This window comes from Bradyrhizobium sp. LTSPM299, assembly GCF_000938235.1.
Classification (GTDB): Bacteria; Pseudomonadota; Alphaproteobacteria; order Rhizobiales; family Xanthobacteraceae; genus Bradyrhizobium.
Window position 1 is genome coordinate 84,348 of record NZ_JYMU01000085.1, and the last position, 24,362, is coordinate 108,709.

General features: G+C 58.8%; 17 protein-coding genes. 12 read left to right on the forward strand and 5 right to left on the reverse strand.

What is annotated here, in order from left to right; all coding sequences use genetic code 11:
* Positions 1 to 47: 47 nt before the first annotated feature.
* A complete protein-coding gene (locus UP10_RS43565) occupies positions 48 to 1,106 on the forward strand; it encodes a site-specific integrase (RefSeq protein WP_082077496.1) in 1,059 nt (352 codons plus the stop codon).
* Between the two features lie 402 nt (positions 1,107 to 1,508).
* Here UP10_RS43565 and UP10_RS36180 read toward each other — a convergent pair whose 3' ends face one another.
* Positions 1,509 to 2,120, reverse strand: coding sequence for a hypothetical protein (locus UP10_RS36180; protein ID WP_156180612.1), 612 nt, complete (start codon positions 2,118 to 2,120; stop codon positions 1,509 to 1,511).
* Positions 2,121 to 2,307: 187 nt separating this feature from the next.
* Between UP10_RS36180 and UP10_RS36185 the strand changes: the two genes are divergently transcribed.
* The 9 genes from UP10_RS36185 (at position 2,308) to UP10_RS36225 (ending at position 17,857) form a co-directional block, all read left to right on the forward strand.
* The gene (locus UP10_RS36185; RefSeq protein WP_156180614.1) at positions 2,308 to 4,380 is read left to right on the forward strand and encodes a hypothetical protein; all 2,073 of its coding nucleotides are present in this window, start codon (positions 2,308 to 2,310) and stop codon (positions 4,378 to 4,380) included.
* Positions 4,381 to 4,972: 592 nt separating this feature from the next.
* The gene (locus UP10_RS36190) at positions 4,973 to 6,877 is read left to right on the forward strand and encodes an HAD hydrolase family protein (RefSeq protein WP_156180616.1); all 1,905 of its coding nucleotides are present in this window, start codon (positions 4,973 to 4,975) and stop codon (positions 6,875 to 6,877) included.
* Between the two features lie 10 nt (positions 6,878 to 6,887).
* A complete protein-coding gene (locus UP10_RS36195; RefSeq protein ID WP_044591951.1) occupies positions 6,888 to 8,003 on the forward strand; it encodes a phosphoribosyltransferase-like protein in 1,116 nt (371 codons plus the stop codon).
* On the forward strand, positions 8,004 to 9,911 hold the full coding sequence (locus UP10_RS36200; protein ID WP_044591952.1) for an ORC-CDC6 family AAA ATPase: 1,908 nt from the start codon (positions 8,004 to 8,006) through the stop codon (positions 9,909 to 9,911).
* On the forward strand, positions 9,904 to 11,040 hold the full coding sequence (locus tag UP10_RS36205; protein ID WP_156180618.1) for a hypothetical protein: 1,137 nt from the start codon (positions 9,904 to 9,906) through the stop codon (positions 11,038 to 11,040). Before UP10_RS36200 ends, UP10_RS36205 begins: the two co-directional genes overlap by 8 nt.
* Positions 11,037 to 12,122 (forward strand): PfkB family carbohydrate kinase, encoded by a 1,086-nt coding sequence (locus UP10_RS36210; protein ID WP_050043974.1) that lies wholly within the window; start codon positions 11,037 to 11,039, stop codon positions 12,120 to 12,122. The genes UP10_RS36205 and UP10_RS36210 overlap by 4 nt, the downstream gene beginning before the upstream one ends.
* Before the next feature lie 523 nt (positions 12,123 to 12,645).
* A complete protein-coding gene (locus tag UP10_RS36215) occupies positions 12,646 to 14,634 on the forward strand; it encodes an ATP-dependent nuclease (RefSeq protein WP_044591954.1) in 1,989 nt (662 codons plus the stop codon).
* Between the two features lie 2 nt (positions 14,635 to 14,636).
* Positions 14,637 to 16,520 carry a UvrD-helicase domain-containing protein gene (locus tag UP10_RS36220; protein WP_044591955.1) on the forward strand — a complete coding sequence of 628 codons (1,884 nt, stop codon included), beginning with the start codon at positions 14,637 to 14,639 and terminating at the stop codon, positions 16,518 to 16,520.
* Positions 16,517 to 17,857 carry an AbiJ-related protein gene (locus UP10_RS36225; protein ID WP_044591956.1) on the forward strand — a complete coding sequence of 447 codons (1,341 nt, stop codon included), beginning with the start codon at positions 16,517 to 16,519 and terminating at the stop codon, positions 17,855 to 17,857. Before UP10_RS36220 ends, UP10_RS36225 begins: the two co-directional genes overlap by 4 nt.
* Positions 17,858 to 17,966: 109 nt before the next feature.
* Here UP10_RS36225 and UP10_RS36230 read toward each other — a convergent pair whose 3' ends face one another.
* On the reverse strand, positions 17,967 to 18,680 hold the full coding sequence (locus UP10_RS36230) for a hypothetical protein (protein WP_044591957.1): 714 nt from the start codon (positions 18,678 to 18,680) through the stop codon (positions 17,967 to 17,969).
* Entirely contained in the window at positions 18,677 to 20,242 is a 1,566-nt protein-coding gene (locus UP10_RS36235; protein ID WP_156180620.1) for a hypothetical protein, read from the reverse strand. The genes UP10_RS36230 and UP10_RS36235 overlap by 4 nt, the downstream gene beginning before the upstream one ends.
* Before the next feature lie 370 nt (positions 20,243 to 20,612).
* Here UP10_RS36235 and UP10_RS36240 point away from each other — a divergent pair, with 370 nt between their 5' ends.
* On the forward strand, positions 20,613 to 21,071 hold the full coding sequence (locus UP10_RS36240) for a hypothetical protein (protein WP_044591959.1): 459 nt from the start codon (positions 20,613 to 20,615) through the stop codon (positions 21,069 to 21,071).
* Between the two features lie 74 nt (positions 21,072 to 21,145).
* Positions 21,146 to 22,225 carry a DUF3800 domain-containing protein gene (locus UP10_RS36245; protein WP_245322117.1) on the forward strand — a complete coding sequence of 360 codons (1,080 nt, stop codon included), beginning with the start codon at positions 21,146 to 21,148 and terminating at the stop codon, positions 22,223 to 22,225.
* Positions 22,226 to 22,386: 161 nt separating this feature from the next.
* On the opposite strand, the gene UP10_RS36250 is transcribed toward UP10_RS36245, so the two are convergent.
* Both UP10_RS36250 and UP10_RS36255 read right to left on the reverse strand, forming a co-directional pair.
* The gene (locus UP10_RS36250; protein WP_044591961.1) at positions 22,387 to 22,725 is read right to left on the reverse strand and encodes a hypothetical protein; all 339 of its coding nucleotides are present in this window, start codon (positions 22,723 to 22,725) and stop codon (positions 22,387 to 22,389) included.
* Positions 22,726 to 23,795: 1,070 nt separating this feature from the next.
* Entirely contained in the window at positions 23,796 to 24,347 is a 552-nt protein-coding gene (locus UP10_RS36255; RefSeq protein WP_044592237.1) for a TetR/AcrR family transcriptional regulator, read from the reverse strand.
* Positions 24,348 to 24,362 lie beyond the last annotated feature (15 nt).

Consider the following 24,362-nt stretch of genomic DNA (forward strand, 5'->3'; position numbering starts at 1 on the left):
GTTTTTTCCGGCTTTTCGACGCCTCAGTGCACACGGAGCGCACACGCGTGGCTACCTTTAGCAGATTAAAGTCAGGTTCGTGGCGTGCCCAGGTCCGGCGTAAAGGAAAATACGTCAACGAGACGTTCGTCCGCCGTAAGGACGCCGAGGAATGGGCGCTGGATATCGAGCGAAGAATTGATCGGCAGGAGCCCGCGACTTCGCGGGCCCGAGAAGCCAAGCTTTTCGGCGATCTTATCGCGCTTCACCGTCAAGACCTTGAAGAAGTCGGCAAGAAAATCGGGCGATCGAAGGACGCTAGTCTAACATTCCTTGACGAGAGGCTCGGACATCTTCGTTTGGGCGAACTCGATCGAGAGCGTCTCATCAAGTTTGGAAAAGGGCGCGCGCAAGAGGGGGCCGGTCCCGTGACCGTTGGCATCGATTTGGGATACATCAAAACGATCCTATCGCACGCCGCCGCTGTGCATGGCGTGACCGTCTCGATCGAACCAATCGATCTCGCGCGTATTGCTCTCGGACGTCTTGGCCTTGTCGGTAAGGGCAACGAGCGCGACCGGCGCCCAACACAGAACGAGCTCGATCGAATTATTGCGAGTCTCGAAGCCAATGTTCGGCAGCAAATTCCTGTTGGCGGGATCATTCGATTTGCTGTCGCAACGGCAATGCGGCAGGACGAAATTGCCCGCGTCGAGTGGCGTGACTTTGATCCTGAAAGTAAGATGCTTCTCATTCGAGATCGCAAGGACCCTCGGAAGAAGAAAGGTAACGATCAACGCATCCCGCTGCTAGACGTATCGGGATATGACGCATGCAAGATAATTGAAGAACAAGGACGCTTTTCAAACATTCGCGAAGGCAGAATTTTTCCGTACAACGGGCGTTCGGTCGGCACTGCGTTTCGGCGTGAATGCGGCAAACTAAAAATTGAGGACCTTCATTTTCACGACCTTCGTCATGAAGGGACAAGCCGATTGTTTGAGGCGGGCTTTTCGATCGAACAAGTCGCTCTGGTCACCGGCCACAAAGATTGGAAGATGCTCCGTCGATACACTCACCTCAAACCGGAATCCCTTCATAATAAACGAGGTGACGAGGCTGCATGAATCCCACTCGATTGTTCAAATCGCGCATAGCGTATTGAAATTCCTCTGAAATTTTTTCTGCGGCCAAACATATTCCGACGATGGGCCCGTCAAAAAGTTACGCTTTTGATTTTAAAGGGAAAATCATCGCAAAAATATTTTTGTGGTTTCGCCAGCTATCGACATCATTCGATCGATTGTAGCACCTCCAAGCCGACGGCGCGGTGTTCGATCTCCGTCTGCAAAGTACCGTCACCAAATGATTCCAATCAGAAATGGATATTCGGATGTAGTCGGTCCCGGTCCGCTCCACCGCCTAGAGAAACGCGCTGTCAGGTTACCAAACGCTTCGGTGCCGGCTGCGCCCACGTAGTTTCCTTCAAAGTGTGCGGTAGGCGTTATGCGTCTTCAAGCACTCTAGCTTCACCGCAGGACAGCGCGCCAGTGTTGGATGACGGCGATCAGCGCCACCAGGGTCAGGCAGGCAAACAAGGCCGGCTCAACACCCGGGAGGATCGTCGCACTCCCCGAGCATGGATCGTGCGTGCCAGCGGCAAAGTTTGTACAAATGCGGGCCGGATCGCTCAGTCTCAAACTCCAGAGCCAGTCCAAATTCCACAGGCCAATGAGCTTTTCGCTGCCATCGCTCGCCATAACTTTTGCCGTCAGCAGGGAGTGCCAAAAATATATCATCGCAATGAAAGGCAACCCCGACAGAAGCGCGAGCATCGTCGCCTGATAGACACGTCCCTCATTAGAACCCGTCTTGATCTCTTCAAAGCCGACAATCGGAATCCGTTCGTGCCATTGCGTGCCGCCTCGTCGGGCGTACAACAGACCGATCGCAGAGGACGCGATCGCGAGGACCGAGCAAACCAGGATGGCTATCATCGCCGCCGGCACGCGTTGCGAGAGGACAAGCTTGGCACCGAACACTTCATTGCCGCCTTGTGCGACGATCCAGGAATTCAAGGCGTAATAAAGGAGCGCAGCGCTTACGACGAACCATACTTTGCTCAGTTGAACCTGCGTCATGGGCCCTTCCAAAGTTGTCATCACTCGACATGTAGCATTCATTCTGCGTTCAGGAACGTAAAGGCCAATATGCAGCCTAGGCGCGAAATGTTTATTTATTGACGCCTTCCTTGAATTAGAGGCCCGCCCCATATGCATTGGGGCCATATTTGATAGGTGCCAAATGCGACGTGGAGCCTGGGTTGCCGTGGGTGTGGCGGGTTTGGCCGTTGCCGGAGCGGCAACGCTCTATGCGACGTATCCGCGCGCCTATGTCTTGACGGAAACCAACAAGGCCGAGTTCGTCGGACTTCGGCAGAGCCTGGACGGCCTGCAAAATGTGACGCAGCTGAATGGCGACGGCGCTTATGTTGCACTCGACAAGTCGATCTTCGACAAGTTGAGTGCAGCTCTCGCAGGGCAGACTGTCACGGTTCACTCGAAGGATCTTGACGATGACCTTCGGCTGACCGTGATGTCCGTCGCACTCCGCTCTGAACCTGGTCGCATGGTGGCGCAGCTCGACCTGGCCGCTTCCGATTCAAAGCGTGGCTTGACGGCTGGTCTTCACGTGGAGGGCTTCCTGTTCTATGCGGGAACGACGGAGGAGGATGCCGCGTTACAGGACGGCCCGACCAATGCGGCGAATTTCAAGTTCATTCCGGTCAAAGTCACGCCCGAGATCAAATATGGTTTTCTGAACCTGCGGGCGCGCCGATTGGCCAGCGACACGATCACGGCCGGCACGTTATCGTTCCTGTTCGACAAACTTGCCTGGAAGGCGACATATCGTCCGCATGTGAGCTTTTCGCTTGGCGAACCTCAAACGATTACCCAGCATTTCGGGGATCAAAATTCCGGCACGGTCGAGCTTGTGGCGACGCCCTCGCCTTTTCACTTCGACCAATGGCTGACGGTCGTCGCCCCCGTGTTCACGCCGAAAGGTGTTGTCCTGACGGCGACGCTCGGCCCGACACGACAGGTCCCGGGTGCCGTCGTCGCAACGCCGCCAGACAATGTCAGTGCGGACAACCTCGCACGCGCCCGCCAGGACGTGCAGGCGAAGTCTGGCGTCTTGGATGGACTGTTCGCGCGCGATGTTGCGGTCACGATCGGAAAGCCGGCATTCACGAGGCTGACGGATCAGTTAGCCAATGCCTTGGCCGGCTTCAATATTGCAATTCAAGGCAAATCGATCAGCGGCCGGTTGTTCGATAAGCAGTGGCACGACAATATTCTTGGCGACGGCGGCTTCTTCGCCGAGATCCAGGATGCTGGACGGATCCAGGGGCGCGTTAATTTTGCCAAGCCCATCATTGTCCTCGATCAGGAACACGGTCCCTCGTTCTCGCTGCCGGTCAGCGCGTCCTTCAGTGCGCCCGTGCATGTCCATTTCGATCCCTTGATCGGCGGCGGCATCGGGACCTCGATTGGCATGCAGGGTTCGGCCAGCACGAAGCTGCGCGCCTGGTTCGGCGCGACAACGTTTGCCTTCGAGGGCCGGACCGTCGCGATGGCCGGACCGGTCTTGAGCTGCGGACTGCTCGACATCGATGCCCGGACCGATGGCAAGCTCAAGATTGGCGATGGCGTCGCAACGGTCCCTCAGTTTGGCGCCAAGGTCGGCGTGCTGGTCGGTGCGAAACCGCTGGCGCCGTCGTTTATTGCGGGTGCTCCGATCGGGATGACCGTCCTGCCGCCGACCAAACCGGAGGTGCGCGAGACGGCCCGTCTGTCCGTCGTGGACGGGCTGTTCGCTTCCCTCTCCCTGGATGATTTCGCTGCCGAGTTTGTCCCCGCGGGATATCGCCTTTCGTCGAGCTTTACCGTCGCCCTCGCCAACCAGCCGTTTGCCTTACCCTCGCCGGACGACATGGCGCGAGTGCGGAAGGCCGCCATCGATCACTGGAATGCGGGCATGCGTCAGCCCTGCCCTGACCTGCCCAGCATTCGGATCGAAGTGGGCGATCTCGAAATCGGTCCCAACGGCGAAATCATGAAGTTCCTGAGAAATGCGTGGAACGACATCACTAAGGGGCCGGGCAAGAACAACGAGGTGGTGAAGCTTCTTGATCGTATGACCGCTGCTGCCGGCAGCTATGACGCCGCGACGAAAAAAGCTGCCGACGATGTGAGGGACCTGGCCGCGCGCGCGTTTCCGACTGACAGTGCCGTCGGACACGCCGCGGGCGAATTAGGGAAGACCGTCACGATTGTCGTGACCAATCCCACACGGGCGGTCGGTGGCTTTTTTCATCAAGCCGGACGGTTATTCAGGTAGCAGCGGGGTTGTTCGGCGACCGATCTGATGCCGTGTTGTTGGCCCCATTCCCAAGCGTCGATGATCCCGACGATCGTTAGATCGTCGTTCGCGAGCCGGACCACAGGCCCGGCGAGCGAGCGCCGCGGACACGCGGCGCGCCGCCGATCCGGCTTGCGGATCGGCGGAGACGTTGTCCCGGCAATATGAGCCGTGCGACCATCACCGATCGCACGGCTTATCGTTCAGAGTGGATGGCGCTGGTGAAGAGGCGGCGAAATGGGTCAGTGCGGGGGCGGCTGCGTGGGCAAACCGCTCCGGACAGCTTTGGAGGGTGCGCCGTGAGATGACGCAGGCGGGCACAACCGCGGTATCGGGCCAGAAGCGCGTCACGCGCCAGAAATAAAATATCATAAATTACTGTTATATTTCAATCATTTATGCTATGAATGCCGACCGGTCGGGCTATGATCACGCTTCGTTTGTTCTTGTTTCGTTCCTGTGATAAGTTGGACCTTATGGCTTCTCCCAGACCGCCCGCCGCCGTAGGTTGGAAGCCTCTGCGACAAGTCGTGGATTTGATTTCAACCCGCCGTTGTCGGCCGAGGTTTCAGTGACTGCACGATATCTTAAAGAGTTGGCAAACCTTCACGCGGTGTATGAGGCCGCGAACCTCATCGATCCCGCCCCGTTGAAGGCCGCAATTGAAGGCGTCGCCACGCGCTCCGCCGTCATGCTGGGATCGGGCGGTTCGTATTCGGTGGCCTCGTTTGCGGCCTACATCCACCAGCTCCGGACCGGTCGCCTAGCGAGTGCATGTACGCCACTCGATTACATGACGCTTCCGCTGCGCGATGCGTCGGTGATGTGTTTCACCGCCAGTGGTCGCAACAAGGATATTTGCGCCGCCTTCGACGAAGCCGCACAGCGAGAAGCCAAACCCTTGGTCGGCCTCGTCATGCGGGAGCAGTCGCCGCTTCATGATCTTGCGGCACGCTACACATACAGCCGGGTCGTCTCGGCAGCGTCGGACCTGTTCGAGGACGGCTTTCTCGCGGTCTCCTCTCTGCTTGGCGCCTCAATTCTTCTGCTGAGAGCGTACCGGGAACTGGTCGGTGAGCACACGCCGCTTCCGGCGACATTCAACGAGTTCATGGAGAGCCGCATCAGCGTTCCGCTCGATGAGTTAGTCGAGCACACGCTCCCGGCGGTGACACGCGAGACAACGAGCGTCTTGTGTTCCACGGCCTTGCGACCTGGCACGGTCGACATCGAGTCACGCTTTGTCGAAGCGGCTCTTGGCAATGTGCATGTCACGGACTTACGCAATTTTGGGCATGGCCGGCACCATTGGTTCGCGAAGAGGCCTGAGACGACCGCCATTTTGGCGCTGATCGGCGACGATCAGGAGGCCCTTGCGACCCGGACACTCGAGCTCGTTCCAGCCGAAGTGCCTCGGGCACGCATCGATTTCCGGGGCCCGCGCGATGAACAGGCACTCGCAGGCTTGGTTGTCAGCCTCCACCTTGCTGCAGCAGCCGGGCAGGTTCGAAAGATAGATCCGGGTAAGCCAGGCGTCCCTGAATTCGGCCGCAAGCTCTATCATCTGGCTCCTGCGCGCAGGCGTCAGGCGCGCCGCGTGGATGTGACCGATGTTGCGGTCTGGCGAAAGGAAATGGCTGGAGGCCTGCGGGCATCCACGAAGATTGAAGAGCTACGTGAGTTTTGCAAGATCGGTATTGAAAAGATCAATCGGTCCAGCTTTGCAGGCGTGGTCTTCGATTATGACGGGACGCTTTGCGAACCGGATGCGCGTTTCAAGCCGCTGTCAACGGATGTCGCAAACAGCTTGAACAAGCTGCTCGCTGCCGGAGCACTTGTTGGGATCGCGACGGGGCGCGGCGGCTCTGCCGCCGACCGCATCCGCGAAGCGATCAAACAGACCTATTGGTCGAATGTGATTGTCGGGTTCTATAACGGCGCGGTCGTTCAGCCCCTGTCAGACGGCCCCCCGAATAGCGGTGACCCGTCGCCTGAGGTACTCCGGCTCGAAAATCTCCTGCGATCGACACGCTATTTTTCGACCTGCTCATTCCGATCGAACACAAGCCAGATTGCGATATCTCTCCCGACGCTTGAGGAGGCAACCACCTCTGTTCGCGTTGCGGCCGCAATTGTTGAGCAGTCAGGTGTGAAGGCGTCGGTTGCGTGCTCCAATCATTCGGTTGATGTCATTCTCGAAGGTGGCGGCAAGACGGCGGTCGTGCGGGCCATTCGGGAGCGCGCGCAATGTGACGCCAACGCCCCCGTGCTCCGATTGGGAGACAAGGGACGGTGGCCGGGCAATGACTGCGAGCTGCTTGACGACCCGTTCGGGTTGAGCGTCGATGAGGTGAGCGCGAGTGCCGAATCTTGCTGGGGATTGTCGCCACGCGGCTTCCTTGGCGTGCAGGCGACCCTTTACTATCTTGATCGAATCGATTGGCACGGTGGAGCGGGTTGTATCCAGCTGGAATAGGAATTAACGGATGAGGGACGAGCTCGCAGAAGCTCTCCTAGCCAAGGTCATGGGCTGGTCGGACGAAGAAAAGGCGCGGGAACGTCCGATCCTGCAGGACTTTGCACGCTATAAATACGACGAGTACCAGCAATACGCGCCTGGCCGGCGGTTTATCGAGAGCCTCGCGCTCTGGCTGCGGCAATTTAAGACCCTGGCCGAACGCAAGGTCGCGTACGACTTCTTCCGAACGCGCCTGATCTTCATTTCCACCGCGGAAATCCGCCATCTCGTTGAGCTGGCTTTCCCCGTGGTCATCCAGCCGGGTTTTATCGCGAAGGCAGCAGCCGCCCTATCCGTAGACCCGCAGCGATCCAAGTATGTCGTGTCGAGCCCTGTCTATACGCAGGTCCTGCGACAGACGCTGTTCCTGGGCTTGAGCGATGGCGCGCGGACCGACGTGTTTCGCCGGTCGCACCCGCAGATCAGCAACGAGCAGCTCTGGCATGCCTATGACATCTCGGATGAGAAGGCAGCCTCGATGCACAAGAAGCTGAAAAAGGCGCTGGAGCAGCAGCTGGCGCGTGAGCCGACCGAGGACGAGTGCAAATTCCACACGCTTTGCCTGCTCGATGATTTTACAGCCAGCGGAACATCCTATATTCGCCTGGAGGATGGCCAATGGGACGGCAAGATCCCGAAAATTCTGCAAAAGCTTTGCGAGGACAACGGCGCGCTGAGCAAGATCTTCGCCAAGGATGATATTGAAGTCGTCGTGTGCATCTACGTGGCCGCGCATCAGGCGATCGAGCATATCGAGTCAGACCTGAAGACATTCAACTTCCCAAAAGGGCGCGTGCGGCTGAAGGTCGTTCATGCACTGCCGCCGGAGGCCCGCCTGCGATCGCCCGACGATGACAAGATCATCGCGCTTGCCATGGACGATCGGTATTTCGACAAGGTCGTTGATGACGAACACGCCGACGTCGGCGGCACCTCTATGAGGTTTGGCTACGCCGATTGCCGGCTGCCGCTGATCTTGCCTCACAATGCGCCGAACAATTCGCTCTATCTTCTGTGGGGCGAGTATGAACAGACTTTCACCGGACTGTTTCCCCGGGTGAGCCGACACAAGCGAGGAGGCTGAATGCGAAATCCGTTTCGCCTCCGGGCTTCCAAACGGTCGGTGCATGATGAGCAATTCGTGCGGCTGTTCGCGGCCGGCGCGCTGGATCTGTTGAACGATGTCGACGATCCCTGGGCGGGTGTCGTGTTTTTGAGAAGTGCGCCCGGCGGCGGCAAGACAACGCTGCTGCGACTCCTGACGCCTGGTCCCCTACGCAAGGTCTTCCGCATGCAGGACGACCAGGATATTCGGCCGACGCGCGATGCCCTCTTCAAGGCCGGCGCAATCACGGCCGACGGCCCTGCAATTTTGGGCGTCGTGATCGGCTTCACCAACGAATACCGCGACCTCGAAGAAATTGGCGAAACAGGCGCGAGAGCGACGGCCGTCTTCCGCGCGCTCGTGAATGCACGCATCGTGCTTGCGACGCTGCGCGCGGCTCTTGAGCGTTCGGAAAAGTCTTATCCTGACGATCTCGGACAGATTCAGGCGGCGTGGCAACCGGTCGACGGCGCCACCCTGCCAGCCAATGCAACTGGCAGCGACTTGCACAGATGGGCATCGCAGATTGAAGAAGGAGTCTTCGATATCCTCGACGACCTTGGCGGTGAGAACAAGTCGGTCCCGCGGGCGGCCTCTGGACTTGAAGCGTTGCACTGGCTGGCGACCGCGACCCTCACGGATGCGTCGGGGCCGATCAATCAGAAACGTGTTTTGCTGCTGGACGATCTGCAATTTCTCAGCGACGATCAAAGCAACTGGCTGCGCGAGAGCGTGACGAATGCCCGCTTGTCGTGCGGCATATGGATCGCCGAGAGGCTTGAAGCGTTGCCGGCCGAGGACTTGCTTGCCGAAGGTGCCCTTGAAGACAGGGATTATGACGGCGAGATCCGGCTTGAACGACGCTGGCGCAAACGGAGTGTCGCCTACGTCAAATTTGTCGATCAGATCGCCGACCTACGGGCGCGCGACGCCGATGGTTTTCAGGGGCGTGCGTTCTTCCCGGCGCTGGCCGAAGAGCTCGATCCTGCATCCTGGGATGCGGTATTCGATGCTCAAAGTGGAGTGATTGAAAAGCGCCTTGTTCTGCGGGTCGGTCACCAGCAGCGTTACGAACAATGGATGGCGCAACGCAGGGCGGTTCCGGGAAGCCCTCGCGATCGTGCCCTAGGCTGGCGCGAGCTTGAGATTCTCATTGAGCGCGATCTCGGCAAATCGCAACGGGCGTTCGATTTCGATGCGCTGACGGAGCAAGATCTTGACGACAAGGAAAACGCCGGCGTGAAGTCGGCTGCCGAGCTTTTCCTCTCGCGCGAAGCGAAAGCGCCGATCTACTTCGGACGGCAGAAGCTGGCATCCCTGTCGTCCTCGAACGTCGATCAATTCGTCGAGCTGGCCGGCGATCTCTTCGAAGAGCTTGCGGCCAAAACGGCCGTTCGGCGTGGTGCGGACTCTGTGCTGAGCGCCGAGCGACAGCATCAAATCCTGAAACGCGCGGCTGAACGGCGCTGGGACGGGATTCCACGACGCGTTCAGCGCGGGTATGAAGCGCGGCGATTCCTTGAGGCTGTCGGTGCATTCTGTGAGGGGCAGACCTACCGTCCGTCCGCCCCTTATCCGCCAGGTGTGACTGGCTTCGGAATCACAATGCAAGATCGCGCACGTCTCATCGACGGCAGCCGGGACTCGGTCGCATTCGCCGAGTTGCGGACCATGCTGGCAGCGCTCGTGTCGCAGAATTTGCTTGAGCCAAATCTCGATCACAAGAACAAGGGCGAGAGCCTGATCGTCTTCTATCTCAACCGCGTTCTTTGCGCCCATTTTGACCTTCCTCTCGGCTATGGCGGTTGGCGCAAGAAGAGCCTCAAAGACTTATCCGACTGGCTCGCGCATGGGCGTTCAGCGGTGACGGAGAAGTCGCTTGTCTAAAATCAAACGGACAATGCGGTGGGATCCGTATCAGCTCTACGCGGGTGGCGAATTCGACGCGTTTTGGAGCGGCCATCTGGCGGACGGCTCCCGCAAGCTCCTCTTCATCGTAGGACGCGGATTTGACGCGCGCGCAGCGATGGTCCCGCAGCGCATTTTGGGGCGCGGCAAGGTTGCAGCATTGCATGGATGGGTGCTTCACTATCAAAACGGCCAGCCGAACAGCGCGCAGGCGCAGCAGCGCATCGACGCCAATGCGGCTGCGTTCCAGCACATTTTCGGCAGCGGCCTGACCGAGATCGACGTCCACATGCGCGGGGCTGGCAACAGTCACGCGACGTCTCGCAACACGCGCAGAGCCGTGACGCGTCGTGATGAGCTCGTGCAATATACGGATGTGATCGTCGACATCAGCGCGATGCCGCGCACAATCGGATTGACGGCGATCGCCCAACTCATCGCACTGCTTGATGAGTTCGCGTTCAGAGGCGGCCCGTCGATCAACCTCCATGTCGTCGTCGCGGAGAGCGTCGTTGCAGACAAGCGCCTCACAGCGGGGAGCTTGAGTGATACTGTGACATCCCTGTCTGGGTTCTCAGGCCAGTTGACTGCGGAAAGCACGATCAACCTTCCCCGCGTCTGGTTCCCCGTTCTGGGCGAAGGGCAAAGCGCCCGGCTGGAGCGCATTCGCGACGAGCTGGATCCGGACGAAATCTGTCCGACCATCCCCTTTCCAAGCCGCGACCCGCGACGCGGCGACCGGTTGATCGAGGAGTACCGGCAGCTTCTTTTCGACGACTTCCGTGTCGAGCCCGCCAATATCCTCTACGCCTCCGAGTACAACCCGTTCGAAGCCTACCGCCAGATTTATGGTGCGATTAGCCGTTACCGGGACTCGTTGAGCGACCTTGGTGGATGTAAGGTCTACGTGTCGCCGTTATCGAGCAAGCTGCTGTCCGTGGGGGCGCTGCTGGCCTGCTATGATCACAAGAGCGACAGCGCCGGGCCCGACCGGGTGAATGTCGGCATTCCCTATGTCGAATCGGTTAGTTACGGAGAGCCGAGTGATGCCGTGGACCCCGGCATTGACGTGTATTCGCTCTGGGTACGAGGAGATTGGGAAAAATGACACGCGTCGATCTGACACTGAAACCCGCGCCCCGTCATCCGATCTGTGTCGGCGCCGGCTTCGTCGCGGCTGACATCGTTGAAGGCCGGACGGAAGAGTTCGTGGCCGCCGGCGGGTCGTGCGGCAATGTGTTGGCGATCCTGGCCTGGCTCGGCTGGACGAGCTACCCGGTGGCGCGCCTTGGTCGTGATTGGGCAGCCACCGTGATCCGGAAGGAATTCAAAAGCATCGGTGTCGAAGGCGACTTCCTGTCCGATGAAAAATCCGTCCAGACCCCGATCGTCATCCAGCGGTTTGTGGAGGATAAAGCGGGCAAGCGCGTCCATCGATTTTCTTTAGCCTGTCCGGAATGCGGCGGTTGGCTGCCTCGCTTTCGCGCGTCGACACTCCAGCAGGCCACCGAAGTGACAGAGTCTGCGATCGCCCCGAAGTCGTTCTACATGGACCGCCTCTCTCCCGCTGCACTGAAGCTTGCGGGGTGGGCAAAGGACAACGGTGCTCTCGTCGTCTTCGAGCCATCTTCCATCGGAGATGAGCGACAATTTCAAAAAGCGGTCGATCTTTGCCATATCTTGAAGTTTTCCCATGATCGTCTCGGCCACATGCGCGACCTGCGTGAGGCGCAGCAGCCCAAGGTGATTGTGGAAACACTCGCCGAAGAGGGCTTGAGGGTCAGGTGGCGCGGCCACTGGGGTGAGCTGCCTGCTTTCAAGACGCCGGCTTTTGTCGATGGCGCCGGCGCAGGCGACTGGACCAGTGCGGGTCTTTTGCACCAGTTGGGCACAACGGGCGCCAAGGTGTTCGAAACGCTGCAAAAGCCGCGGTTGCTTTCGGCTTTGCGGTTCGGACAGGCGCTTGCCGCGGTCAATTGCGGATATGAAGGCGCACGCGGTGTCATGATGGCGATGACGCGCGATCAGCTGGCCAAACGTTTGACAGCACTTGCGAGCCGAAGGGCCGAAGCGTCAGACGGTCCTCAAGACACGACGCTTCATGAGAGCGACATTCCAACTCGTCTGTGCGCAACCTGCGCCTCGGACGAAAAAGGCGCGCCAAAGCCCAAGAAGGCCTCGAGCGGTTAGAGGATCTTTTCGTCTGGGCGGACGCGGCGCGGGACTACGGCCGGGAAACCGATATCAGGTGTCCATCTTCCGTCCGGAGTATTCCGATTGCATTGTCGCTCAAAAGAACATAACATGAACTTTTGGTAGGCCCTGCCCCCGCTCCATGCCCGATTCAGCCATCGAGAATGATCTTGAGTTTGACCCTGCGCATGCGAGGCGTCCCTCACAGCGCGCGTGGCATTGATCGATCAAACGCTGCGCATGATCCAGTCCGGCGCGCTTCACAGCACCTTCCGCCTGCATGTGGTGCTTGTGACCGCCCGTACGTTCTTGCGTCGGCTGCACCTCGGGCGGTAGGCATGAGTTTTCAGCAAACTCCCCCTGTCGGGCGTAGCCGATGCAATCTACGCGACCATTTTTTCCAGTCGCGGGGTAGGCATAAGGCGCATAGTCAAAAGTAACAATTACAACCGGGGGAAAAAAATGTCGCATAGCGGGCGCATTCAGCCATCGATCTTCAATCCGCGGAGGTCGAACGGAAATGTTTATTGAACGACTTGCTCTGACCAACTTCCGTTGCTTCGGTCCTGCCCCCACCGTGATTGATCTTATTTCCGGTCTCACCACGTTCGTCGGCGTCAACGGTGCAGGCAAGACTGCGGTTATGCAGGCACTGCAGCGCCTGTTCGGTATCACCGGTGACCACCGGCGACTCCGTCGGCAAGATTTCCACGTGCCCGCTGCTGAGCTGATCGCGCCGCTTCAACGCTCTTTCGTTCTTGAGGTAATCCTTGCCTTCCCCGAACTGGACGCCGGCGCTGTCGACGCCGGAGCTGTTCCCGAGTTTTTCCAACAAATGGCGACCGACGAGGCAGGTCGGCTAAAATGCCGGTTGCGGCTGGAGGCGACCTGGACGGACGATGGTTCGCTAGAGGGAACGATTGAGCAAAGGTATCGGGCCGTTCGGACACTCGGTCCGTTTGATGAGGTCGATTGTATCGAGCTAAAGGCACTCGACCGTGCGCGGATCCAAATGATCTACGTACCCGCGTCGCGAGACGGCGCGTCCCAGGTCACGGCGTTTCTGCGCGGCCGCCTCTGGCGGGCCATCAACTGGTCGCAGGGCGTTAGGGATACGTTTTCTGAAGCAGGTTCAACACTCAACAACGCATTTTCTGGAGAAGCGGCCGTCGACATCGTAGCGGCCGCCGTACGGCGACGCTGGCAGGAGGTCTATACTGCCGGGACCGACACCACTCCGCTTTTTCGACCGGTCGACCTGCGCTTTCAGGAATTTATCCGAAAAGTCGAGGTCATCTTTCGCCCTGACGAAGCGGGCCGCGAACGAGCTTTGGACGATCTTAGCGACGGACAACGCTCACTTTTCCATTTGGCAATGACGGCCGCGACATTGGACGTCGAAAGCAGCATAGCCGCTGATCCAGTCGCGGCGGGTTTTCAGGCCGGCGGCGTACCTTTGCCGGCTTTGACGCTCATTGCCATCGAGGAGCCAGAGAACAATCTCGCACCGTTCTATCTCTCCCGCATCGTCCGGCAGATCGACGACCTGACAAAGGGAAACCGGGCTCAGGCGGTCGTTTCCAGCCATTCTGCGAGTATTTTAGCGCGAGCCGATCCATCACAGGTCAGGCATTTCCGTCTCAACCCTACCGATCGAACAGCGCGGGTCCGCGCCATCCGGCTTCCGGTTGGCCTGGAGGACGCGTCCAAGTTCGTGCGCGAGGCCGTCCGCACCTATCCCGAACTCTACTTTGCCCGCTTCGCTGTCCTTGGTGAAGGCGCGTCAGAAGAGGTAGTCTTGCCGCGCCTCGCCGAGGCGATGGGCTTTGACATTGATCGATCTTTCGTAGCGGTTGTCCCGCTCGGCGGAAGGCACGTCAACCACCTGTGGCGTCTGCTGACAGATCTCGATATTCCTTATGCGACGCTTCTCGACCTAGACTGGGGCCGCGACGGAGGCGGATGGGGCCGTATCAAGACGGCATGTGCGCAGCTTCTTGAGAACGGAGTTGCGCCGCAGGCAATCTTCGCCCAGCCCAACCCTGCAGGACCGGCGGCCAATCTCGCCGCCTTCGATGCGAACCCAATTGAGGATTTCGCCAGCCTAACCAATTGGGCAAATGCACTGCGTCAGCACAACGTATTTTTCTGCACACCGCTCGATCTTGATTACTCAATGCTGCGCGCGTTTCCCGCGCCCTATCAAGTCATCGAGCCCGGACGACAAGGCCCTTCGCAGCAAGGAAATCCCCGCACCGCCGTTCTCGGCGATGAGGGCCGCGGTGATCTCTATGGCAATGAACAGGATCAGGTCCTGCGCTGGTATCGCTATCTATTTCTCGGCCGGGGCAAACCCAGCACACACGTTCGCGTCCTAAGCGGACAAACGCATCAAGCATTAGCTGCCGGCGCGCCAGAGGAATTGCGTGCGCTTCTTAGCTCAATCGCAGCCCGCCTAGCTCCGGCAGCACTCCCCCCTCCTCCGTTGCCCCTGCCACCGGTGGCTTGATTATGGTGCTCGTCCGGCCACAAGACTGGCGACCACGAGGGATAGATGACCTCGAACCAGACGCTTGGCGCGCACTTCGGCAGGGCGGCTCAGCGTGTGTTGTAGCCGGACCCGGTGCAGGGAAAACCGAATTCCTCGCGCAGCGAGCCGCCTATCTGCTGGAGACGGGGCTATGTCCAGCGCCGTACCGTGTCCTGGCGATTTCCTTCAAAGGCGACGCCGCGGATAACCTTGCCGCTCGCGTGCGTAAGCGCTGCCCGCCCGAACTAGCGAACCGCTTCACGTCAATCACGTTCGACGCCTTTACTAAAAGCTTGGTCGACCGCTTCCATAGCGCGATACCCGCCGAATGGAGACCAGATCGGCCCTACGACATTGCGTTTCCGGTGTACCGACAGGTCGTCGGCTTCCTCGACCTCTCGCGCCTTGCTGCTCCACCCCAATGGCAGCCCGAAATTGCCGGTCTTGGTGCCGGCAATTTCGAATCACGTTTTGTCGGCGCCTACCGCTTGCCGATTGCGCGACCGCCGCCGCAATCCGGCATAGAGTTTACGATCCAACGTTGGTGGGCGGGCCAGCTTAGAATCCAACCTCGATCAGCCGTCAGTTTTGTCAGCCTGAACCGGCTCGCCGAACTGCTATTGCGCGCCAGCCCAGATGTCCGTCGCGCGCTTCAGCTGACCTACCCCTTCGTGTTCGTAGACGAATTTCAAGATACGACGTACGCGCAGTACGACTTCCTGCTCTCCGCGTTCGGCGGCGCCAATATCGCCGTAACGGGTGTTGGAGATGACAAGCAACGCATTATGACGTGGGCCGGCGCGCGGACCGACGCCTTCGACCGCATTACCGCCGACTTCGCTGCCGTTCGGATCCCACTTCTTTTCAATTTTCGATCCTCACCGGACCTCGTTCGAATTCAGCATGTCGTTGCGAGAGCGCTCGATCCGAACACGGCGCCGACGGTGGCCCAGGCAGTGCGGCAAGTGGACGGCGATGTGGCTCAAGTCTGGAACAGCCCCAACAAGGGAGTCGAGGCCGGCCACTTAGCTCGCTGGCTGGCGAATGACATGGCTACGCGAGGTTGCGTGCCACGTGACTATGCCATCTTGGTCAAGCAGAAGTCCGACGACTTCGAGTCCGATCTGGCTGAGCCGCTGGCCCGGGAAGGCCTAACGCTGCGGAACGAGAGCCACGCGCTTGGACGAACCACGCTACAAGATCTTTTATTTGACCAGTTCTCGCGAATTGCGATCGGCCTACTCCGGCTCGGCGCGACCCGCCGAGCGCCCGACGCATGGCAACTTTGTTCCGCCGCGCTGCTGGAGATACGGGCAATTTCGTCGGGGGACGAAGTCGCGGAAGCACGCGCCGAGACCGATCTCACAGTATTTCTGACAGCCCTGCGCGCTGACATGGCCAACACCCTCCCGTCACCGGCGAATGCCGCGATCTTCGCTGCACGCGTCGTGGCATTCCTCGATTTGGCCGCTGTCGCTCGAACCTACCTGGAATATTCGTCGGGCGACCTCCTGACGATCATGGTGGATGCCTTCCAGGAGCATTTTGTGGCGTCGGCCGCAAGCGTGCCTGACTGGACGGCATGTCTGGATGCATTCGAGGGGGTCGGTCAGATCCCCTTGATGACGGTCCACAAAAGCAAAGGCCTGGAGTACGATACCATCGTTTTCATTGGGCTCGACGATCAGGCTTGGTGGGCGCACACGCCGGGCAACCCAGAAGGCCTAGCCACCTTTTTCGTAGCGCTCTCCCGCGCCAAGCAGCGCGCGATTTTCGCTTTCTGCCAGGAGCGCGGCCAACGCCGGCGCGTCGCCGAGCTATTCCAACTTCTCTCGAACGCCGGCGTGCCCGAGATCGCGATATGAGTGGAGCATCACAACTATCAGACCTTATTGCCGAAACGCTGAAACAGCGTGCGACAAACGAGCAGATGCCGTCCGTTGCAAGAGGTGCCGGCTTGGTGGTCCCCGACTACGAAGAGGGCGTGAGCAAGAAAGATCGCGCTCGCCGAGCTCTCGCGGGCAAGACCGAACGGGAACTGGGTGAGATCGCGCGCCTGCTTGGTGTGCAGTTCAATGACTATTCGCTTGAGGAAGCGGGGCTTGCCGTTATCGAATTCGGCACGGCGGCGATCACAGAGATCACCCGGCGCGACGCGGCCAAATGCTTTGGAGACGATCTTTGCGGTGAACAGGATGTCGTGGAAATCGTACGCAAGCTCTTCCCGATCGACATGATGGGTGCTGCATTCTTCTCCAGCCGAAGTCTCGCGCGCGAGATCGAGCAGCATATGATCCATAACCAGGGCGACTGGAGTGTGGAGCTTTTGTTCGATCAAATTGGCGCACTTACCTGTTCGCGAGATCGCTTCACCCGTCTCATCGAGGTCGCGCTTCACCCTCTCGGACGAAGGGGCCCTGACCAAGTGGCACTTGTCGACGAGCTCAATGTGGTTCTCCGACGCGATGGATACGTGCTCAATGTTGTTGCGGAGGAGTCCGGTTATCCGATTTATCGGGTCGTTCCCATGGGAAGGGGTCCGGCTGGTTCACCGAAGAATCTTATCTTTGCCTCGAACGGTCCGAAGCCAGAAATTGGCTTCAGCGACGCCATCAATAACGACATAGTCATCCTGTCGAATGCTTCGAGTTGTCTGGTCTATGATAGGCCAATCCGGCGCGATGGCCTCCTCTGGAGTGAACTGATCGAATGGTGGCGCGGCATTCCGGGCGTGGAGCCCGACGAAACCGCCCGCACCCTTGGACTGCGCTTACGCGCATCCCTGGCGTCTGACGCGGAGCGCAATCTCTTCGATACATACTTCAGGCTCTATCGTGCGAAGTTCGCCGGCGCTCTGCCCGCGCTGATTCCGCAAGTCTATCTCCATTACGATCCGGCCGTCGTGAAACTACTGCGTCATCGGGCCGGACTGCCACGGCAGCGGATGGACTTTCTCCTTTTGCTTCCGAATAACCAGCGTGTTGTCATTGAGGTCGACGGATCGCAGCACTTCAGCCGAGACGACAAGCCCTCGCTCGCTGCATATTCGGAGATGGTGGGCGCCGATCGCGATCTGCGTTTGGCCGGTTATGAGGTCTACCGATTCGGTTCGAACGAAGTTGTCGGACAGAATGCCGCAGCCTTGATTGAGCGGTTTTTCGATCGGCTCTGGGCGTTGCACAAGGTCATGGCGACAGGCTGATTGCCAAGTCAAACGGAGGACAGTGCCGTTTGGCCAAAATCTTAGAGACTTTTCGGCACTGCTACCCGATATCTATGTCCGACGATTCCTTACTGGGTGCATCCGAGGCTTAGCTTGGACGATGCGATTGTGATTCGACGAGATCGTCCTCAACCTCATCGACAATCAGCACCTCCGCCAGTTCCAAAAGCCAAGCTGACACGTCCTCAATCTGCACCGCATCGCGATGAGCGTCATAATAGTCGCGGACCTTCGAAAACTGACTGCCGAAACGCTCTGAAAACATCTTCTGAAGTTTGTCATTTCGGCTGAGCACGCTGGAAAGCGCCCTGCCCCCGTGCAAAAATTTGAGGGCATGCTCAGTTCCCACCAAGTACAGATACTTCCGCTTGGGTGTCGGATTCTCGGCCAGTAGAACATAGTCCTTGAAGATTGAGTTTTGCCGGATCGATTCCGCACCGCCGCGCCAGCGGATGAACTTGAACTCCGCCACTCTCAGGTTCGTCTCGAGGTCGAATTCCCGACCCGTATTGCCGGCGCCGAGCGAGACATACTCGACCGTTTCTCCTTGCTCTAGAATATGCGGCAAGCACAACAGGATGCCGAGCGCGTGGATCGTCACATTGATCTGGCCGGCTAAGCGCTTCATCTCCGCGGCCGCAGCTAGCACTTCCCGACCCGCGCCAGCCTGTTCGAGGAACGCGTCGCAATCGTCAGCCGATAGTCCGCGCACCTCCGCCTCGATCCGCCCGAGCGTACGGGTCAAGTCCTGGCCGGTGAATTTTGACAGGAGATGGATGACCTTGGCCGGATCCGACTTCACGTGACGTCCCCCAAGACCACCTTCAACCGGTCGATCTGATTGTAGTTGATGACCCGAGCGTCGGATCCGATCACCGGAAAGCGGCTGATCACGTAATGCTCCACCCGATCAAGAGCCAGCTTCTCCTTGAGCAAACTTTCACGTTTGCGCTCCTTTTGAAGAGCGCGGCGATAGTAATTCATCAGGGACCGATTGTAGCGGACGAACAGGGCCCGGTCCGACTCCACTTTCGCCAGATCAATCCAGTTGTTCTTGCACTGGAAATTGTAGATCACGTCGCGATGGACCGCTACCACGTCGAATTCCTTGCGATTGATGCGCTTCACATCTGTCACCTGGAACCCCATAGCGGACAGATCGCGCTTCACCATGTCCTCGAAGATAAAACCGGCATGAATCTGGAAGCGGCGGCGACTGCCCAGGTGGATATTTTTGAAGGCATAGAGGAAGCGCGATAGTAGGTTGACGTTAGAAATCACGACATCACCCGCGTCGATAAACGGCTCATAGGCGTTGCTGTTGGTGGCGTAATCCGAAGGTTCGTTCACCAGCAAGCGTTCAAGCTCTTCTGGGGCGAATACCGCCTGTGCCCGAAGCATCGTCTGGAATTTTGGCTTCTCGATCTCAACGAAATAGTCATCGCGGGCGTGGCGCGCAAACGCGACCATCAACAGCGCCATCGCTGAAAAATCGGAATCGTTCAGACCGAATGCCGAATAGGTCGCTCCGACCAACCTCACGGAATTTCGCAGTTCAGCCGCCGAGAAAATCTTACTCGGATCGAGCTCCTCCAATGGAGGCAACACAATCTGGTCTCCGCGAAGTTCGGTCATGACCTGGATGGACGCCCGTTCCGGCTCGAGAAAATTCTCATCGAGCGTATCGAACCCATGGCTGGCCATCGCGCCGATCTCATCGATCTCCATGCTGAAGTCGTCGAGAATATCCAATTGCGCCAGCTTGAGGTGGAAACCGGTTATCGTAACGCAGCTATGCTCGACTTGGGGCAGAAGGACATTCAACGTGTCGAGCGGCACGAGCACGTCGGTTCCCTTGCAGGCAGAGGGCATGGTGTAAAGCAACGAGACCATGTGCCGGCGGCGGGATTGGAAATAGTCGACGGCAGCGCCCACTGTCTCGAGCGTGATCCCAGGTCCGAAGGTTTGGCCATGGGTCTTGAAAGCGCTGGCAATGGCTGCCGTCTGTAGCATCGTCTGGAGGTAGCGCCCGACGACGCCAGCTTCAAACTGCGGGGACAATATTTCCCGAACAGCCCGAAAGTTCGACTCGACATTGGACAAGAGCCGATCGTCGAGAGGAATTGAACAGAGCTGCGCCCTTACACGCAGATCATCGATGCCGAACCGTGGCAGATTGATGAATTCCTCGACGGCCCGGATCGTCCCATGCCAAGAAGCGATAGCCTCCCTTGGCCGATATCGCGCGAGGACCGCAAGAAGGCCTCCGCTATGAGCAGCCAATTGGGCTTCGATCAGCGTCCGGACGTCGTCACCGTAGATCCTCCGAGAGGCAGCAGACGACGGCGGCGATGCAGCGCCCATTACGCAACCACCTGGTGCTCGAGGCTCGGTTGACCTTTGAAACCGGCGCTGTGCTCACCTGCCGTCCAACTCAAAATAGCGTGTCGTCGAATATCCACTGCATCCCCACCCCTGAAATCATTTTTGTCTTTCGGCATTTGTAACGCAGATGCGCACGGCAATCTCTCTGACTTTCAATGACTTAGCGAAAGCGAAAAAATACTTCTGCCGACCAAGAGCCTGCGTGGGCGCGATATTTACGTCCCGACCTTCACGATCGATACGATCGTGGTGAAAACCCTGGATTTTCGTTGATTTCTCGCATCTGGCCTTGAAAGGCGCAATTATTCCCATTAGTTTTCTCATTAGTAGTTACCAATGAGGATTGCACATGACTATGCTTTTGGCCGAAATCCCGGATCAGAGCGTCAAAGGCGTTCTCGACGCGTTGGCCCCTTTCATCGCACCGGAGAGCATCAAACTCTTTGACCCCGTCCCCTTGCCGCCCGTCCAGAACGAAGACGAGCTCACACAGCTCGCGCAGTCCGTCGTCGCCGCCGTTCGGCCGAAGCCGACCCAACCGCTGCGCAAAGAGGCCTTGCGGAAGCTGTTGGGCAGGCATGACACATTCAGCGACCAACGCGGTGAACCCGATCCAGCCTTGCGGAACGCCATGGGTGCTATCTCGAAGGCGCTGAAATCAGTCTTCTTCCATGATCAAGCAGTACACCGGCTCGCAGTCCCGAAGAAAACGCACTTTCCCGACGGGACATACCGCGGAACGGTCTATGTCGTAACGCCCCTTGGCGCACTCGTTCGCGACCTGTTGAAGGCTGAGAAGGCGATCTGAAAGATTGATGCTTCGAGCGGCCCCGGAAATCCACGCACGAGCCTGAACTAACGAAGAGCGAAAGACGTCCGACAGTGTCACAGAACGCCGACATGGAGTGCTTTCGTATCGACGAAAGCGGATATACGGGATTCGATCTTCTCAACCCTGACCAGCGTTTCCAGGGTGCCTCGGCAATTGCCATCCGCGATGAAGATGCCGCACTCCTCATCAAGGAACACTTCCCGAGGCTGCAGACACCCGAGCTGAAGTACCGCTCGCTCTCGCGCCGCCCCGGCAATCACCAGCCGCTGCTTGCGCTGCAGCGAGATCTTCTTACCCACTACAAAAGTGTGAGTTACGTTTGCGACAAGCGCTTTCTTCTAGTGCTCATGTTCGTGGATTACGCCGTTGAGCCATTCTATTACGAGCGCGGCATCGACTTCTACGAGAATGGCCAGAACTACGCGATGGCGTCGTTGCTCACCATGGCAGGCCCGACAATTCTCGGACAGGCTGCCTTCGACGCTCTTCTCGCGCAGTTCCAACACGCCGCCAAGGCCAAGACGCCCGAAGCTTTGACGGCTCTAGTTGCCGCCGCACGCGCGACCCGCTGGCGAGAGCTCCCAGAAGCCCTGGGACCACTTGCCCAGTACGCGGCGCCGGAATGCCTGTCGGCAATCGCGACACCCGGCGTGAACACCGACGCTGCCCTGGTAGTGTTGCAGTCGCTGATCAATCGAATGGAAGTGATGGCCGAGAGCGCGTATCGGGTCGAGCACGACCAGTCGAAGAACCTACTGACCTATCACGACCTGCTCCAGCGCTTCATCGACCACGACCAGGAAATCGAGTTTCACCAGACCGAAATTGCATCCCTGAAGTTCCCGCTCAAGCTCGCAGAAGTCACCCAGGTCGATTCCAAGACGAGTCCCGCGGTACAACTGGCCGACGTCATGATCGGCGCAGCGATCGAGGCGGCAACTAGCCTAACTGGGTTGCGATCCGGCGGGCTAGACCCCGAGGCGGTGATGTCACTTTACGCCGACAATCAATTTATCCATCTGATCCCATCCATCGACTTCGAGGAACAACGCCGTTTTAGGCAAGGCACCCAGGCGTCTGAGCTGATCGACTACTTTGCTGTAAACTTTTCTGGCCCACGCAAAAGCTGAAACGACCTTGAACGAGCCTGCCCGCGCACTCTGCGCGAAGGCCTTCCAGCGCCCGTGGTGTAGATTGGTCCAATGAACATGCAGGCCCTCGATACGCACGCTAGCTCGTCGTGGCTGAATGAGAGAGGGCTGCAGCGACAAGTCTCGCTCCACCCCTCTTTTCATGCACTGCGCTTGATCCGCGGTTGCACCCGTGCACCGTCGATCCAGATCGTTACCTTTCCGGCTGCGACAAGATCAGCCGTCTCCGCCACGAATTCGCGCGCGGGACGCGTCCCAACCACCCAAAAACGGTGACGGTATCCGATGGCAACCGCGGCATCCTTGAACCCCTTCAGGGCGCCGTAACCCGCAACCTCCTGGATCTCAAACTGCACGATCCAGCGAGTGCGTCTCGCCCACACGCCGTCGAGAATTTCGATGGCAATGCGATGCTTCTGCCGGGACCTGACGGTAACCGGTTCTATCTTCTTGGTAGGAAAATTTAGGATCTGACCCATCAGAACCTCCTCGGAAAGTGAAGCGGTTCAATGGTGTTTACGGGGTCGGTGAACCGCACAGCCGAGACCCGCCCGCGCAATCGCGGAGCAGATCAGCGGCGGCCCGTTGACCGGGCAGTTCAGCTACTACAGCTCTCGCTGCAGGCGGTTCTTCTCAATGCCGACGATTTTCGCGGCGACCCTGAATCACTATAGATGTGGCGCTCGCCCTCGACACTTCAAGGTCCCGGGCCGGCAATCGCGGATGGTAACCATTTGAGATAACGGCCGGATGTGTTCAGCTTGGAAGTCTCAAAATACTGTAGTGTTTTCAGCGACCATTCTGACATTTTCTGTGTTTTTGACCCATTGAGATCATTACAGAATTTGTTGTTGTCAGAATGGCGGTGCAAACTTGACGGTCGCAGTTGCCCCGTTTTGCGCCTCATGGAAATCCGTGAAGTAATGGTGGTAGTACCTGTATCAGCAACACGGTGCTTCCGCCCAACATGCTGGCACCCACGACGAGCACGGACAACGCCCGTTCCCAAAGCAGCTCGTTGCTGGCGGCGTCAGTCGAATTTGGCATCTGTATGCACCCGCATTTTTCGTGCGACGAAGACGTCATAGACTGAGTCGCGGGATCGCCGAGCGGCGAAATTTGCCGGAAAATTAACGCTTGATTCACCGACTCGGACGCCCTGCCCGGTTGGTGTTGGTGTCGGTTAGGACCGCCTGCGATTCGCTCCTGATCCGTCGTCTCATTTGGAGGCAACCGAGCGACATCCAAGATCGCGGGGATCAGAACAGGCCTCTAGTCCGGGGTCGGCTTCGAGGCCAGCCGCATCAGCGCACGACCCACCTGGACACCATTTCAGGTTCACCATGCCGACGGAAGTCGTGGTTCAACCCGTGTTTAGCCTGTCAGCTTTATTGCGGGGACATGCAACCATCTCAAATTGCTGCTTGAAGCAGCTGCCTGAACGGATATTGTCGGCCGTCGCTGGGCAATTCGATGACCGAGGTGGCAAACACCAGCAACGAACTGCGTTGTTGGTGGAGATGCCGGTGGGTTCCCTGGGCTGCATCGGCTAAGTCAGTGGTAGCGACGCACGCGTCGCGCTCAGGATTTCCTTCGAGAGTTTCTCATCGTCAACGAGACGGGCAAGAACCATCGCGCCGACCATGGCTGACCACGCGGCAATCGCCGCACGCCGTTTGTCCTTGGGCTTATCGCCTTCCGCCTCGACACTGAGATGATCGATGCGGCGACGAACGCCCTCCGTCATACCGTGCCGGAGTTCGGCTGAGCCCCGCGCGGCTTCCGTTCCTAAGCCTGAAAACAGACAGGAGGTCGCGCGGTTGTCGCGGTGCCTGACGCTGAGGTAGCCGTCGGCATAGTCCGCCGCCGGCCTGCGCGGCTTTGCTTCGTCAGGAGCCGGGGGCAACGCATGCCGGACGGCCTCGGCAATGAGTGCCTCTTTAGACGGAAAGTATCCGTAAAAGGCGCCGTGTGTCAGACCGGCGTCCTTCATGACCTCGGCCACCGTGACCTCGTCGAAGCCGCGCAGCCGGAACAGGCGCGCCGCCGCGGCCAGGATCCTCGTCCGATGCTCTGCGACCTGTTCTCTGCTCACTTTCATGTGCGCGTCTCCAAA

Excerpts from the sequence above, each read along its gene's own strand:
- UP10_RS36215 (WP_044591954.1), top strand. The coding sequence starts at position 12,646 with ATGTTTATTGAACGACTTGCTCTGACCAACTTCCGTTGCTTCGGTCCT.
- UP10_RS36200 (WP_044591952.1), top strand. The coding sequence starts at position 8,004 with ATGCGAAATCCGTTTCGCCTCCGGGCTTCCAAACGGTCGGTGCATGAT.
- UP10_RS36220 (WP_044591955.1), top strand. The coding sequence starts at position 14,637 with ATGGTGCTCGTCCGGCCACAAGACTGGCGACCACGAGGGATAGATGAC.
- UP10_RS36235 (WP_156180620.1), bottom strand. The coding sequence starts at position 20,242 with ATGGGCGCTGCATCGCCGCCGTCGTCTGCTGCCTCTCGGAGGATCTAC.
- UP10_RS36240 (WP_044591959.1), top strand. The coding sequence starts at position 20,613 with ATGACTATGCTTTTGGCCGAAATCCCGGATCAGAGCGTCAAAGGCGTT.
- UP10_RS36195 (WP_044591951.1), top strand. The coding sequence starts at position 6,888 with ATGAGGGACGAGCTCGCAGAAGCTCTCCTAGCCAAGGTCATGGGCTGG.
- UP10_RS36255 (WP_044592237.1), bottom strand. The coding sequence starts at position 24,347 with ATGAAAGTGAGCAGAGAACAGGTCGCAGAGCATCGGACGAGGATCCTG.
- UP10_RS36225 (WP_044591956.1), top strand. The coding sequence starts at position 16,517 with ATGAGTGGAGCATCACAACTATCAGACCTTATTGCCGAAACGCTGAAA.
- UP10_RS36210 (WP_050043974.1), top strand. The coding sequence starts at position 11,037 with ATGACACGCGTCGATCTGACACTGAAACCCGCGCCCCGTCATCCGATC.
- UP10_RS36250 (WP_044591961.1), bottom strand. The coding sequence starts at position 22,725 with ATGGGTCAGATCCTAAATTTTCCTACCAAGAAGATAGAACCGGTTACC.
- UP10_RS36180 (WP_156180612.1), bottom strand. The coding sequence starts at position 2,120 with ATGACGCAGGTTCAACTGAGCAAAGTATGGTTCGTCGTAAGCGCTGCG.